This window comes from Bacillus sp. GMs2/2 (genome assembly GCF_050172095.1).
Taxonomy (GTDB): domain Bacteria; phylum Bacillota; class Bacilli; order Bacillales; family Bacillaceae_G; genus Bacillus_A; species Bacillus_A cereus.
Window position 1 is genome coordinate 26,504 of sequence record NZ_JBNLYE010000017.1, and the last position, 14,276, is coordinate 40,779.

Below are 14,276 nucleotides of genomic sequence, written 5' to 3' on the forward strand. Positions count from 1 at the left end.
ATGTTTTTTTCCTTTAAAATGTAAAAAAGTACATCAACATAATTGTTGATGTACGATGGAATCAAAGGTGATCGGTCTTTTTAGAGTATGCACGTTTACCTTGCTGAATATTTTTTTGCTCTTGCTCATTTTTTTGTGTGCGTTTTGCGTTATTATCGCGTGCTTTTTTGTCGTTATCACTCGTATGTGGCATATGTATCAACTCCATTTCTAAACGTTGTACGTTTATCATTTCCTTTTTCGTAAAGACTATGTATAGCGGTGCATTTATGAAGGGTAAAGGTGGATTCGAAATGGATTTGAAGTTGAATTATACTGAACTTATAAAGAAGTTAATCGTTGTAATCATCGCAGGTTTATTAAACGCGATTGGGATGAATTTATTTTTAACGCCAGCAAAAGTGTATGCGAGCGGCTTTGCTGGATTGTCTCAATTATTATCACAAATATTAGGTGATTTTTTATCGATTCACATATCTACGGGAGTATTGTTTAGCTTATTTAATATTCCTGTCGTTATTTTAGCGTGGAAAAAGGTTGGAAAGGCCTTCACCTTTTTCAGTTTTCTTTGTGTTATATTTATGACTTTATTTCTAGAAGTCATCCCTGTTAGAGCGGTTTCGAATGATATCATATTAAATGCGATTTTTGGCGGGATTATTTCGGCGATTGGAGTAGGGATTGCTTTAAAGTGGGGTGCTTCTACAGGTGGATTAGATATTATCGCCATGATTTTATCAAAAATAAAAGATAAGCCTGTCGGTACATACTTTTTCTTTTTTAATGCAATTATCATTATCGCTGCTGGCTATGTATATGGATGGGAAAAAGCGTTATATACGTTAGTGACTTTATATGTATCAACGAGAATTATTGATGCAATTCATACTCGTCATGTAAAGATTACAGCATTAATTGTTACGAAGAATGGGGCAGACGTAAGAAAGGCGATTCACTCGCGATTAGTAAGAGGGATTACAACGATACCAGCAACAGGTGCTTATACGAATGAAAATAAAGAAATGTTAATGATGGTTATTACCCGTTACGAGTTATACGAATTAGAGAGGATTATTAGACAAGTGGACCCAGGTGCATTTACAAATATACTGCAAACAGTTGGGGTGTTCGGATTGTTTCGGAAAGATTAAAGAGGACCAAAGTTGGTCCTCTTTTTTAATGTAAATTCGTAATGTTTTGCAATTGCTCTTGCATTTCACGGAGCTGAACTTTTTCAGCAGTTGAAGAGTTTGCGTAAGCGGATTGCAAAGCATTTTTTGCTCTATACACGAGATCTTGTTGCTCAGTACCGCTTGAACAAGATACGGCATTTTCAACAGCATCTCTAGCTTGTTGGAATAGTAAGTTCCCCATTTAAACCCCTCCAAAAGAAGAGTTACTTCTTGCTTTTTCTGCCTCAGCTAATGTACCTCTGTACGGGAATCTTGCATCATGCTTCATAACAGCATCGGCTCCTTGTTGGATAAAACGTTTTGATTTGTTCTTTTTACCCATTCGAAAAACCCCCTTTATTTAGCTGAAAACAATCGACGCAATGTCTCATGCGTCTACTTATAGTATGGACATTTGGCAGGAAACTATAAGTAGGGAATTTTTAGATTACAACCCAAGAACCTCTTCTAAATATAAAGCAATACCATCTTCTTCGTTCGTTAACGTCGTATGGTTTGCGAGTGATTTTAATTCAGGGATGGCATTTCCCATTGCGATGCCGTGACCAGCAAATTCAATCATTTCAAAATCATTATCTTCATCACCGAAAGCGATAATTCGCTCTTGTGGAATGTTGTAATGACTAGAAATTTTTTGTAATCCAACTGCTTTATTTAATCCGCTTTTCACAATTTCAATAATCGGCCAAGGTGCGCCCCATTTTCTATGGTCGATTACTTCCGCATGCATATCCGTTAAATGTTGACGAATTGCAGTAGAATGCTCGTCATGTGCGTCAATTAATAAGCAAGTTGGATGATCGTTTAAAATATTTAATAAGTCTCCGGTAAAAATCTTAGGAGAGCCGAATTCGAAAATATGTTTTTTATCTTCATCAATTTCACGAACATACACATCGTCCATTACTTCCGCGTATATATTTTTTACGCCAAAATCAAAGCAAGCTCGGACAATTTCTTGCGCTGTTGCTAGCTCAAGAGGAGAGTGATGTGTTCCCCAGTTTGAATCAAGAGGATGATGTACGTAAGCGCCGTTAAAGTTTACGATAGGTGTGTTAAGATCAAGTTCTTTATAGTAATCATAACTAGCACGGAATGGACGTCCTGTTGAAATAACAACAATATGTCCCTGTTCCTTTGCTTTTGCAATTGTATGTTTCGTTCGAGTGGAAATTATTTTGTTGTCTGTTAATAAAGTGCCGTCTAAGTCTAATGCGATTAAATGTTGTTTGTTCATAATTTCACCTCTTATAATAATTTTTTTGTATCTATCTGTATTTCCGTTTTTAATATGCAGAAATAAGAGGTTAGACTCGGTGGAATCACCATAGATGGAAATTTCACTATATATCCATCTTACGTCTCAAAGTGCTGTGGTGTCTACTATTTATCGTTGGAAATTAAGAAAAGTCAACATCTTTTTAGAAAGTTCAAACAATGTTTCTTTCATTATGTACAAATTGTGAAAAGGGTTACATTGCTCGTGTGATGAGGCATATAATGAACATGTAATCTTCTCGTATATGTTTGACTCTCCTTTGAAACTAGCCTAGAGTAGGTTGGTTTCTTTTTTTTTCTACAAGTAGGAAAGAAATCCCTGCTTACGCTTGTGTCATTCATATATATGTACAAGAATGAGATGTAGTACTGTTTCCTAAACATGACAGAAAAGCTTTCTTTTAAAATGGATATACTAATGAGGCAAGACGTCATGGAAGGAGAATGAAGATGGGACAAAATCGCAGGTTTCGTTCTGGACAAAAAGCGCCGAATGATGGCATTTACGTAGAAATTGGTGAAACGGGAAGTATGGTGAAAGATCCGCAAATGGTGAAATTAACTGCCGGTGAAAAGTTTCCGGATAACACGAATCATAACCGCCAGTGGACATATAAAAGAAAACCGTAACAGAAGCCGCAATCATTATTGCGGCTTTTTTGTCGTTACACATTGTAATTTCATTTACCGTATTTTTTAGCAGTATAATGAATGCTCTCTTTTTCTTTTTCAAATAATAAGTTTGAAAATACATAGGCAAAATTATTGTATAAAAAAGTCAGTTGGCGTATAATCAAATCAAAGGTCAAAGAAAGTCAAACTTTTGGAGGGCTGTAAAGATGGACTTAAATCAAATGACAACAAAAACACAAGAGGCGATTATGAGTGCCCAATCTTTAGCGGTATCTCATCATCACCAAGAGGTGGATACTGTTCATCTATTACTTGCATTATTAGAAGAGCAAGATGGATTAGCAGTACGTATATTTCAAAAAATGAATGTTGATATAGAAGCATTAAAGCAAGGTGCTGAAAGTTTAATTAAAAAGAAACCTTCTGTAACGGGGAGCGGTGCAGAAGTTGGAAAATTGTATGTAACGAGCGCTCTGCAACAACTGCTTGTAAGAGCAGGGAAAGAAGCAGAAAAACTGCAGGATGATTACATTTCAGTAGAACATGTGTTGCTTGCTTTTTCTGAAGAAAAAGGCGATATAAATCAATTATTTACAAGATTGCATATTACGAAAGATAACTTATTACAGTCTTTAATGACAGTTCGGGGGAATCAAAGAGTGACGAGTCAAAATCCAGAAGCAACTTATGAAGCGTTAGAAAAATATGGCCGTGATTTAGTGGCGGAAGTGAGAGCAGGGAAAATCGATCCTGTAATCGGCCGTGATAGTGAAATACGACGTGTAATCCGTATTCTTTCACGTAAAACGAAAAACAATCCTGTTTTAATTGGGGAGCCAGGTGTTGGTAAAACAGCAATCGTTGAAGGGCTAGCACAGCGTATTGTGAAAAAAGATGTACCTGAAGGATTGAAAGATAGAACGATTTTTGCGTTAGATATGAGTGCGCTCGTAGCAGGTGCGAAATTCCGTGGTGAGTTCGAAGAGCGTCTGCAAGCTGTATTAAATGAAATTAAAAAGAGTGAAGGCCGCATTTTATTATTCATTGATGAACTTCATACAATAGTTGGAGCTGGTAAAACTGAAGGTGCGATGGATGCAGGAAATATGTTAAAACCGATGCTTGCGCGTGGTGAACTGCATTGTATCGGGGCGACGACGCTCGATGAATATCGCAAATATATTGAGAAAGATCCAGCGCTAGAAAGACGTTTCCAACAAGTATTAGCAGAAGAACCAACTGTTGAAGATACAATCTCAATTTTACGTGGATTAAAAGAACGCTTTGAAATTTATCACGGTGTAAATATTCATGACCGTGCGATTGTAGCAGCGTCAGTTTTATCAGATCGATATATTTCAGATCGCTTCTTACCTGATAAAGCAATTGACCTTGTTGACGAAGCATGTGCAACAATTCGTACAGAAATTGATTCTATGCCGACAGAATTAGATGAAGTAACGCGCCGCATTATGCAGCTGGAAATTGAAGAAGCGGCTCTTGGAAAAGAAACGGATCGTGGTAGCCAAGAACGTCTAAAAACATTGCAACATGAATTATCGGATTTAAAAGAAGTTGCAAGTGGTATGAGAGCAAAGTGGGAGAAAGAAAAAGAAGACATTCACAAAGTTCGTGACTTACGTGAACATTTAGAACGTCTGCGTCGTGAATTAGAAGAAGCAGAAGGCAATTACGATTTAAATAAAGCAGCCGAACTTCGTCACGGGAAAATTCCAGCAATTGAAAAAGAGTTAAAAGAAGCGGAAGAAATGGGCGCGCATAATAAACAAGAAAATCGTTTATTACGTGAGGAAGTAAGTGAAGAAGAAATTGCAGATATTGTTTCACGCTGGACTGGTATTCCTGTTGCGAAACTCGTGGAAGGTGAACGCGAGAAATTATTACGCTTAGAGCAAATCTTATCAGAGCGTGTTATCGGACAAGAGGAAGCAGTAAGCCTAGTGTCAGACGCAGTTCTTCGTGCTCGCGCTGGTATTAAAGATCCGAACCGCCCGATTGGTTCTTTCATCTTCTTAGGACCAACAGGTGTTGGTAAAACAGAACTTGCAAAAACGTTAGCCCAGTCTTTATTTGATAGTGAAGAGCAAATGATTCGCATTGACATGTCTGAGTATATGGAGAAACACGCAGTGTCACGCTTAATTGGTGCACCTCCTGGATATGTAGGATATGAGGAAGGCGGTCAATTAACAGAAGCGGTAAGACGTAAACCATATTCCGTTGTTTTATTAGATGAAATTGAAAAAGCACATCCAGAAGTATTCAACATTTTATTACAAATGTTAGATGATGGACGCATTACAGATTCGCAAGGTCGTACAGTGGATTTTAAAAATACAGTTATTATTATGACTTCAAATATCGGATCTGCTCATTTACTAGATGGATTAGAAGAAGATGGTTCGATTAAAGAGGAATCAAGAGACCTTGTAATGGGGCAATTAAGAGGACATTTCCGCCCTGAATTTTTAAACCGTGTTGATGAAATTATTTTATTCAAACCTCTTACAACGAATGAAATTAAAGGCATTGTTGATAAAATTGTAAAAGAACTACAAGGTCGTCTAGCTGACCGTCACATTACAGTAGAATTAGCAGATGCAGCAAAAGAATTTGTTGTAGAAGCTGGTTTCGACCCAATGTACGGAGCTCGTCCATTAAAACGATACGTACAGCGTCAAGTGGAAACGAAATTAGCACGAGAATTAATTGCAGGAACAATTACTGACAATAGTCACGTAGTTGTTGATGTAGAAAATAACGAATTAGTCGTTCATGTGAAATAAAAATAAAAAAGAGTTCGGATAAAATCCGGACTCTTTTTTTAGTGTTGTTCTACTGGCTCGTTTGGAATTGCAGCTGAAATTGCTAGTACTAACACAGCAAGAACAACTGAGAAAATAGACGCTTGGTTAAAGTCGTATGTACCGCCAGTCATAGAGCCGATTACATAGCTCATCATATGTACAAGTAAGAACGACCAAATTAATGCCCAAATGAAACGCATATTTTACACCTCTATTCGTTCAATCTGTCCTTATTGTAACACAATTGAAAAAAGAATATAGAAAAATATTTGTAGATTTTTCAACGCAAATTTGCATTCCGTTCATACATTATAAAAGAGTGGTTTTATATGTTTAGAAAATAAGGCGGGGGAAAAATGAGTATTACGGAACGTTTTTTTTACTTAGAAAAAGAACCATGTGTCATTTATTTACCGGAGAAGCCAAATGGATTTTCTGTAATGCTTCTTGGTGATTACAACTACTTTATTGAGAATGGTACAAGTTTATGGACACAGCATGCGGGTAGATCTTATTTTTTACATGGCCTTATTGAGCAAGGCTACACTGTCTTTTCTTCTAATTTATACGGAAGACATTGGGGAAACGACCAATCTGTTCGTCTAGCAAAACGTTTATATGACGTTGTGTTGAGAAAAGAGACATTGAATGCGAAAATGCACATTATGGCAGATGGTATGGGAGCACTTGTAGCACTTGAAATGATGAACAAATATCCTGAGTGTATACGCTCTGTCATTATGTTAAATCCGTGTTTAGATTTACCAGAATATGTGGAGTTTGAGAAAGAGCATAAGTTTTTTTACAAGAGACTGGTGAAGGAATTAAGTTTGGCGTATGATGCCAAAGAAGAAGAATTAGAATTAAAAATAAATAAGAAATCATTTACGCTTCTTCCATCTTGTGTACCTGTTAAAATTTTCGTATCAACACAAGAAAAAAGAGGAAGAAAACAGCAGTTGCGTAGATATGAGAAAATGAGGCAACTAAATCAATGTGATACTTCTGTCTTGTTCCATCTGCAAGATGTGAAATATAAAATGGTTAGGCAAACGACCGATTTCTTTAAAAAATATGAAGAAGAATTATGAAGCTCCCATATACATAAATGAGGAGCTATTTGTTTCAGAGGGAAAGGGTTGGTGGTATGGAACGCGTGCTGATAATAGGTGCACTTACGTTTGTAGGTTATCACCTTGTAAATAAAATGATTGCAGAAGAAGTGGAAGTCTATGGTCTTGATTTTGATGAATTCGATAGTATGACCAAAATTAATGAAGAGAAGTTATTATTAATTGGGCGAAATGCGTTATTTACGTATTATTCGATAAGAGATGAAGATGGATGGAGATCGGTTGAGGAAGAGAGATTCGATACTGTTTACTTTTGCTTATATGAGCCAAATCAGCAAAGTGGATTTCGTAATGAAAGAGTCATATTACAATATTTAAAGCGAATTATAAGAATGTGTGAAGAACAAAAAGTGAAGTTAAATTTAATTTCTTCTATTGAAGTAGGAAGTACAGATGAATCCGAAAATAAGCGCCTATTTTTGAAAGTAGAAGAAGGATTGAAAAAAGGGAATTTACAATATAGTGTATTTCGAGTTCCAACATTATATGGACCGTGGCAACCGTCCTTTATGATGTTTCATCAGCTTATTTTATCAGAATTAGTTGAAAAAGAGTGCCGTTGTACGATTGAGGAAAAGGGGAATGATTTACTTTACGTTGAAGATGTATGTGAATACTTATGGGAACATGGAACGAACGGGGCGCATCTTGGTATATACAATTTACTTAGTGGTAAACAGTCATTATGGGAAAAAGGTATGAATCTTTTACGCGCGGATGATAAAGTAAATAAAAATAATAGCGAAGTAAGAGATGAGGCTATCGAAGTAATTTCGATAAAAAGAAATACTCCGTTAGAATACGGTTTAAATAAGCAACTGGCACACATGAAAAAATATAAAGAGTTATACGAAGGGTAGTACGCGTGTTACACTATTGTATGTGAAAGTTTTAATGGAGAGGAAGAGTATAATATGAACGAAAAAAGCATGCAGTTTTTACAAATCGCAATGAAGCATTTACCGGAAGCAAAGGCAATTTTAGATGATAATGGAATTGCACTTGATATGGAGAAGGCACAGCCGGTGTTAGAGTTGTTAATGAAAGTTATGAACGAGGCTTATGAGCTCGGGAAAGCAGATAAAGAATAAAAAGCATCTTTTTAAGGTGGAAGAGAGGCCCGAACCGTGGATAGAAGCGGTCAGGGCCTTTTTTATTCTCGCCTGGGGGAAAACCAGAGATATGAAGAGGATAAAGGAAAAGTAGTGAGGAGAACTCTCTAGTTTAGAAGGAAAGCAGATAAAGAATAAAAAGCATCTTTTTAAGATGGAAGAGAGGCCCGAACCGTGGATGGAAGCGGTCAGGGCCTTTTTTATTCTCGCCTGGGGGAAAAACGGAGATATGAAGAGGATAAAGGAAAGGTAGTGAGGAGAACTCTCTAGTTTAGAAGAAAAGCAGATAAAGAATAAAAAGCATCTTTTTAGATGGAAGAGAGGCTCGAACCGTGAACAGAAGCGGTTTGAGTCTTTTTATATTTGAGAGGTATGTTTCTGTTTCTTTTAATGAAAAATAAAGTGGATAATGCGTTAGCTTTCTGTTTTATGCGAAATATATTCTAGACAAAAATACATTTATGTTTTAAAATTAGTACCAAGTCATAATAATTGATATAAAACGGAGGGCTGCGATGTGAACGTGGGCATTTTAGGGATCGGAAGATATGTGCCAGAAAAAGTAGTCACAAATCACGATTTAGAAAAAATAATGGATACATCCGATGAATGGATTCGTACGAGAACGGGAATTGCAGAAAGACGCATTGCCGATGATACAATAGATACTTCATATATGGCCGTAGAGGCTGCAAAAAAAGCACTTGAAGATGCAGGGGTTAGCGGAGAAGATATCGATCTTATTTTAGTGGCGACAGTAACACCAGATCGTGCGTTTCCAGCAGTAGCTTGTGTCATTCAAGAAGCGATTGGAGCGAAACATGCAGCTGCAATGGATGTAGGTGCAGCATGCGCTGGTTTTATGTACGGAATGATTACAGCGCAGCAATTTATTCAAACGGGGACTTATAAAAACGTATTAGTAGTTGGTAGTGATAAGCTATCTAAAATTGTAGACTGGAATGATCGAAATACAGCGGTATTATTTGGAGACGGAGCCGGTGCTATCGTAATGGGAGCAGTTTCAGAAGGAAGAGGCGTTCTATCTTTCGAATTAGGAGCAGACGGAAGCGGCGGTAAGCATCTATATCAAGACGAGTATGTTATGATGAATGGCAGAGAAGTCTTTAAATTTGCCGTTCGTCAACTTGGTGAATCTTGTCTTCGCGTGCTGGATAAGGCTGGTCTTACAAAAGAGGATGTGGATTTCTTAGTACCGCATCAAGCGAATATTCGTATTATGGAATCTGCAAGAGAGAGATTAAATTTGCCACAAGAAAAAATGAGTATGACAATTGAAAAGTTTGGTAATACATCGGCTTCTTCAATTCCGATTGCAATGGTAGAGGAATTGCAAAATGGACGTATTCAAGATGGTGATTTAATTATACTTGTTGGTTTTGGTGGCGGATTAACATGGGGAGCAGTCGCTCTTCGTTGGGGTAAATAAGGACTGAGAGAAAAAAGGAGTGTATTTTGTATGGAAAAAAAGAGGGTCGTAATTACAGGACTAGGAGCTGTTACACCGGTCGGAACAGATGTTGAAACAGCATGGGAAAACATTAAAAAGGGTGTATCTGGAATCGGACGACTTACAAGAATTGATCCGGAACTATTTCCAGCAAAAGTAGCAGCAGAAATTAACGACTTTGAAGTCGAGAAATATATTGATAAAAAAGAAGCGCGCCGTATGGACCGCTTTACACAATATGCAGTAGCAGCAGCGAAAATGGCAGTTGCAGATGCAAAGCTTGAAATTACAGAAGAAAACGGACCTCGAATTGGTGTATGGATTGGATCAGGTATTGGCGGTATGGAAACATACGAAGAACAATTTAAGATTTTTACTGAGAAAGGCCCACGCCGCGTGAGCCCATTCTTCGTACCAATGATGATTCCGGATATGGCAGCAGGTCAAGTATCAATCGCAACAGGAGCAAAAGGAATTAACACTTGTTCTGTAACGGCTTGTGCATCTGGTGCAAACTCAATTGGTGATGCATTTAAAGCAATTCAGCGTGGTGATGCTGATGCAATGATTACAGGCGGAGCAGAAGCACCGCTAACAAGTATGGCATTCGCAGGATTTAGCTCAGCGAAAGCATTAACATTTAATGAAGACCCAGCAACGGCTTGCCGTCCATTTGATAAAAATCGTAGCGGTTTTGTAATGGGTGAAGGCTCAGGTATTCTAATTCTTGAAGAATTAGAGCACGCATTAGCGCGTGGTGCTCACATTTACGCGGAAATTGCTGGTTATGGTGCAACTGGTGATGCATTCCATATTACAATGCCTGCTCCTGGTGGTGAAGGCGGAGTGCGTGCAATGCGTCAAGCTTTAGCTGATGCAGGCCTACAGCCAGAAGATATTGATTACATTAATGCGCATGGTACAAGTACGGATGCGAATGAAAAATATGAAACGATGGCAATTAAAGAAACTTTCGGTGAGCACGCGTATAAAGTAGCGATTAGCTCAACGAAATCAATGACAGGTCACTTATTAGGAGCAGCTGGTGCTGTTGAAGCGATTTTCTCTATTAAATCAATTACAGACGGAGTAATTCCGCCAACAATTAACTATGAGACACCAGATCCAGAATGTGACTTAGATTACGTACCGAATCAAGCGAGACACCAAGAAGTAAACGCGGTGTTAAGTAATTCATTAGGATTCGGTGGTCATAACGCAGTATTAGTATTTAAATCGTATAAATAATAGATAAAATAAGGAGTTTTTTCGCAATATATTGCGAAAAAACTCCTTATTTATTTTTACGCCTTTTTCTCCTGTAGCATATACATAAGAAAAAGGAGGGATAAAGATGGGGATTGTTGAAACAGCTGAATGGCTACATTTATATTATGGGCGGCCAGAAAAACTTTGTGAGAAATTTACGAAGTATATTCCGTTGCCAAAAGAAAGGTTGTATCGCTTTTTAATTTCAAAAGGGATGTATCGCCCGATCATGCGCGGAGAAAAGGAAATTAAAGAATTAGAGGAAAAGGAAATTTGGAAAGAATTGAGCCTGGAGTATGATAAGCTGAAAAACTGGTTAAAAGGTCCAGATGTCCCTGTCTTTATTTTATTATCAGATTCCTATAATCGAACTGTACAAGAAGAGTATAACGGTAGGGCTGGATTATCTATGCGTCATGTTATTTTCTTATTCGTATGTGGACGGAATTCGGTAGAAGAATTAAAAGTGTTATTAGCGCATGAATATCATCACATATGCAGGTTACATCAAATTGAGACGAAAGAAACAGAATATACATTACTTGATACGATGATTATGGAAGGGCTAGCTGAACAAGCAGTAACAGAAAGGTATACAGAAAAAAACAATGCACCGTGGACGGCGTATCTTTCAAAGGAAGAGGCTATTTATTATTGGAAAAATATTGTACATGAAAGAATAAGTATAAAACGAGGAACAAGGGAACATGACATCTTATTAAATGGCTTTCACTCTTATCCGAAGATGCTTGGCTATGCGCTTGGATTTCATATTGTCAAAGATTGTGTAACTTTGGAAGGAGAAGATACACTTTCTTTATTATCTATAGATGCAAAAGAAATATTGAATAAAGCAAGTACATTTCATATATAAAAAAACAGGATTTCTATTTCCTGTTTTTTTAGTATTAATAGAAGAAAAAATAATAATTAGAATATATTTCCTCAAGTGGAATAAAGTTAAGCAAAAATGAACATAATGATTGGTACAAACAGTAGTGAAGTGAGGGGTAGTGAATGTTATATCTACATGATGTATGGGTAAATTGGTTTGAAGGTGAAGAAAATGGGTATAACGTTTGTCATTTTTACGAATGGCGGAAAGATGATACGATTGAGCTATTAGATCAAGTGCCATTATTAAAAGTAGATGCCACATTATATCATTACATCGAGAACGAATTGTTAGAGCTTCCGCAAAAAATGCTGGAAGACGTACATCATAAGGCTTATATTCGTAAAAATCATGAACGTTTGCAGCAAGAGTATTGCTTTGTTGTTACAGATGGAAAAGGAATTATTGCGATTGACACAATTGGCTACAATGTACCAATTCGCAAAAGCAGACTTATACCACGCCAAGAGCAGATGGTATATGAGATGGTAGAAAACGTACAAGCAGAAAAGTATGAGTTCCAAGTAGAAGAAACAGAAAAAGAACATCACATTTTATCACCATCGCCTTTCATTATGAATGGCTTGACTCGTAAAGAAAGACAGCTAAAACAATTATTATTTATGGCGTTAGATCAATTACATACAACGAAAAATACAGCAGAAATTCGCTATTGGTTCACAGAGTGGGATCCATCAGCATATGGAATGGTTCAACATATGGAATTTGAAGATATTTGGGCTAAGCTGTATGATGAAGCGAAAGCTGGCTGGTCTGATAAGCACGAACAATTATGCGAGCGTCTCGTAAAAGGACAGCCATTTTTTGAAAAGTTATGGGAAATGGAAAATGAGCAAAAGGTAAATTAAAAAACCGCCAATTGGCGGTTTTTTAATTTTGTAGTAATCCAGCTCCAGCGGCAAGAATGTTCGGTGGCTTCGCGCCTTCCTGCGAGGCAAAAAGCGCCTCTACGTCAGGAGCTCCATCCCCCTCACATTCTAAACGAGCTGCTTCCGCTTTATGTAGAAATCCAGCTCCGGCTCCTAGCCCTTCGCGTCTAAGAACCTTCCCCACGAGAAGGTAAAAAGCACCTTCTGTGGGAAAGAACCTTAGCCGTCAGGGCTAAGCAGTCGCCTCCGCTTTATATGTTACCTACGTTTTCTGCTTAGTCCCATTGCGTTTTCTACTTTGCGTAGTTGTTTGAATGCAACGCGGTTTGCTTTTTCTGCACCTTTGTCTAGAATTTCGTCTAGTTCTGGTGAGTTGATTAGTTCGTTATATTTGTCTTGGATTGGACGAATTGCTTCTACGACTACTTGCGCTAGGTCGCCTTTGAAGTCGCCGTATCCTTTTCCTTCGTACATTGCTTCAATTTCTTCAACTGTTTTTCCAGAGAATGAAGAGTAGATTGTTAATAAGTTAGAGATACCAGGTTTGTTTTCTTTATCAAATTTCACAATACCTTCAGAGTCAGTAACAGCACTCTTAATTTTCTTTTCAATTGTTTTTGGTTCATCAAGCATACTGATCATTGATTTTGGATTCGGATCAGATTTACTCATTTTCTTCGTAGGTTCTGTTAATGACATAACGCGAGCGCCTACTTTTGGAATACGAATTTCAGGAATTGTGAACACTTCACGGAAGCGTTTGTTGAAACGCTCTGCTAGGTCGCGTGTTAATTCCATATGTTGCTTTTGGTCATCACCAACTGGTACGATTTCAGTGTTGTAAAGTAAAATATCAGCAGCCATTAATGGTGGATACGTAAGTAATCCAGCTGGAACTGAATCTCTACCCGAAGCTTTATCTTTATATTGCGTCATACGTTCTAATTCTCCAACGTAAGCAACAGATTGCATGATCCATCCTAATTGAGCGTGTGCTGGTACTTCTGATTGTACAAATAAAGTAGCTTTTTCAGGATCGATGCCGCATGCTACATAAAGTGCAGCAAGACTGCGGATGTTTTTACGAAGTCCGACGGGATCTTGAGGTACTGTAATCGCATGTTGGTTTACAATACAGAAATAACAGTCGTGTTCATTTTGAAGCTCTGTAAACTGCTTCATGGCGCCTAAATAGTTTCCAAGTGTAATCGTTCCACTTGGCTGAATACCAGAAAAGATAACTGACATAAGTAATTCCTCCTAAAATTGAATGCGTGATGGGGGGAAGAGAAGGCAAACAAAAAAGCCCATTCATCCCAAAAACTATAGGGACGAATGGACCGCGGTACCACCCTAATTATTTCACTACTGTGAAATCTCTCTAATCCATAATAACGTTAGGATATAACGCCAAAGCCTACTACTTTCGGTTCGGTTTGGTGCTCAAAAGCCCATTCCATACTGTACAATTACTTGTTCACACCAACCACAAGCTCTCTGAAATTGCCTCAATATGTACTCTTCTTTATCATCGCATACATATAAATTTATTTATTGATACTTGAGCTCTTTTA

The 14,276-nt window shown here is 37.7% G+C and carries 17 protein-coding genes and 1 other annotated feature; of the genes, 10 read left to right on the forward strand and 7 right to left on the reverse strand.

Annotation, left to right across the window (positions count from 1 at the left end):
• Positions 1-61: 61 nt before the first annotated feature.
• On the reverse strand, positions 62-193 hold the full coding sequence (locus ACQGS6_RS05040; protein WP_001120851.1) for a DUF3941 domain-containing protein: 132 nt from the start codon (positions 191-193) through the stop codon (positions 62-64).
• 100 nt (positions 194-293) lie between these two features.
• Between ACQGS6_RS05040 and ACQGS6_RS05045 the strand changes: the two genes are divergently transcribed.
• Positions 294-1,151 (forward strand): YitT family protein, encoded by an 858-nt coding sequence (locus tag ACQGS6_RS05045; protein WP_000364445.1) that lies wholly within the window; start codon positions 294-296, stop codon positions 1,149-1,151.
• A 25-nt stretch (positions 1,152-1,176) separates the two neighbouring features.
• Here the strand turns inward: ACQGS6_RS05045 and ACQGS6_RS05050 are convergent, their stop codons facing one another.
• The 3 genes from ACQGS6_RS05050 to ACQGS6_RS05060 form a co-directional block, all read right to left on the reverse strand.
• The gene (locus tag ACQGS6_RS05050; RefSeq protein WP_000527407.1) at positions 1,177-1,374 is read right to left on the reverse strand and encodes a DUF3813 domain-containing protein; all 198 of its coding nucleotides are present in this window, start codon (positions 1,372-1,374) and stop codon (positions 1,177-1,179) included.
• Entirely contained in the window at positions 1,375-1,515 is a 141-nt protein-coding gene (locus ACQGS6_RS05055; protein WP_000516816.1) for a hypothetical protein, read from the reverse strand.
• 105 nt (positions 1,516-1,620) lie between these two features.
• Positions 1,621-2,430 carry a Cof-type HAD-IIB family hydrolase gene (locus tag ACQGS6_RS05060; RefSeq protein WP_001041232.1) on the reverse strand — a complete coding sequence of 270 codons (810 nt, stop codon included), beginning with the start codon at positions 2,428-2,430 and terminating at the stop codon, positions 1,621-1,623.
• 491 nt (positions 2,431-2,921) lie between these two features.
• Between ACQGS6_RS05060 and ACQGS6_RS05065 the strand changes: the two genes are divergently transcribed.
• A complete protein-coding gene (locus ACQGS6_RS05065; RefSeq protein WP_000531421.1) occupies positions 2,922-3,101 on the forward strand; it encodes a YjzC family protein in 180 nt (59 codons plus the stop codon).
• Between the two features lie 209 nt (positions 3,102-3,310).
• Positions 3,311-5,911 carry an ATP-dependent chaperone ClpB gene (gene clpB / locus ACQGS6_RS05070; protein ID WP_426964941.1) on the forward strand — a complete coding sequence of 867 codons (2,601 nt, stop codon included), beginning with the start codon at positions 3,311-3,313 and terminating at the stop codon, positions 5,909-5,911.
• A gap of 38 nt (positions 5,912-5,949) precedes the next feature.
• Here clpB and ACQGS6_RS05075 read toward each other — a convergent pair whose 3' ends face one another.
• On the reverse strand, positions 5,950-6,132 hold the full coding sequence (locus ACQGS6_RS05075) for a YjzD family protein (RefSeq protein ID WP_001211116.1): 183 nt from the start codon (positions 6,130-6,132) through the stop codon (positions 5,950-5,952).
• Positions 6,133-6,288: 156 nt separating this feature from the next.
• Between ACQGS6_RS05075 and ACQGS6_RS05080 the strand changes: the two genes are divergently transcribed.
• The 7 genes from ACQGS6_RS05080 (at position 6,289) to ACQGS6_RS05110 (ending at position 12,681) form a co-directional block, all read left to right on the forward strand.
• Entirely contained in the window at positions 6,289-7,023 is a 735-nt protein-coding gene (locus tag ACQGS6_RS05080; protein ID WP_000028711.1) for a hydrolase, read from the forward strand.
• Between the two features lie 29 nt (positions 7,024-7,052).
• Entirely contained in the window at positions 7,053-7,925 is an 873-nt protein-coding gene (locus ACQGS6_RS05085) for an NAD-dependent epimerase/dehydratase family protein (protein ID WP_001986101.1), read from the forward strand.
• 54 nt (positions 7,926-7,979) lie between these two features.
• Positions 7,980-8,156: a ComZ family protein gene (locus ACQGS6_RS05090; RefSeq protein ID WP_001986215.1), complete on the forward strand. Its 177-nt coding sequence runs from the start codon at positions 7,980-7,982 to the stop codon at positions 8,154-8,156.
• A 538-nt stretch (positions 8,157-8,694) separates the two neighbouring features.
• Positions 8,695-9,627 carry a beta-ketoacyl-ACP synthase III gene (gene fabH, locus ACQGS6_RS05095; protein ID WP_001100533.1) on the forward strand — a complete coding sequence of 311 codons (933 nt, stop codon included), beginning with the start codon at positions 8,695-8,697 and terminating at the stop codon, positions 9,625-9,627.
• 30 nt (positions 9,628-9,657) lie between these two features.
• Positions 9,658-10,896, forward strand: a complete 1,239-nt coding sequence (gene fabF / locus ACQGS6_RS05100; RefSeq protein ID WP_000412656.1) for a beta-ketoacyl-ACP synthase II — start codon at positions 9,658-9,660, stop codon at positions 10,894-10,896.
• A 106-nt stretch (positions 10,897-11,002) separates the two neighbouring features.
• On the forward strand, positions 11,003-11,791 hold the full coding sequence (locus ACQGS6_RS05105) for a DUF2268 domain-containing protein (protein ID WP_000513275.1): 789 nt from the start codon (positions 11,003-11,005) through the stop codon (positions 11,789-11,791).
• Between the two features lie 143 nt (positions 11,792-11,934).
• The gene (locus ACQGS6_RS05110) at positions 11,935-12,681 is read left to right on the forward strand and encodes a YjbA family protein (protein ID WP_050252206.1); all 747 of its coding nucleotides are present in this window, start codon (positions 11,935-11,937) and stop codon (positions 12,679-12,681) included.
• 22 nt (positions 12,682-12,703) lie between these two features.
• Here ACQGS6_RS05110 and ACQGS6_RS05115 read toward each other — a convergent pair whose 3' ends face one another.
• Together ACQGS6_RS05115 and trpS are read right to left on the reverse strand one after the other, a co-directional pair.
• Positions 12,704-12,886, reverse strand: coding sequence for a hypothetical protein (locus tag ACQGS6_RS05115; RefSeq protein WP_025967012.1), 183 nt, complete (start codon positions 12,884-12,886; stop codon positions 12,704-12,706).
• Between the two features lie 74 nt (positions 12,887-12,960).
• Positions 12,961-13,950 (reverse strand): tryptophan--tRNA ligase, encoded by a 990-nt coding sequence (gene trpS / locus ACQGS6_RS05120; protein WP_000110985.1) that lies wholly within the window; start codon positions 13,948-13,950, stop codon positions 12,961-12,963.
• A gap of 76 nt (positions 13,951-14,026) precedes the next feature.
• Positions 14,027-14,243 (reverse strand) — a binding site (T-box leader).
• Positions 14,244-14,276: the final 33 nt, after the last annotated feature.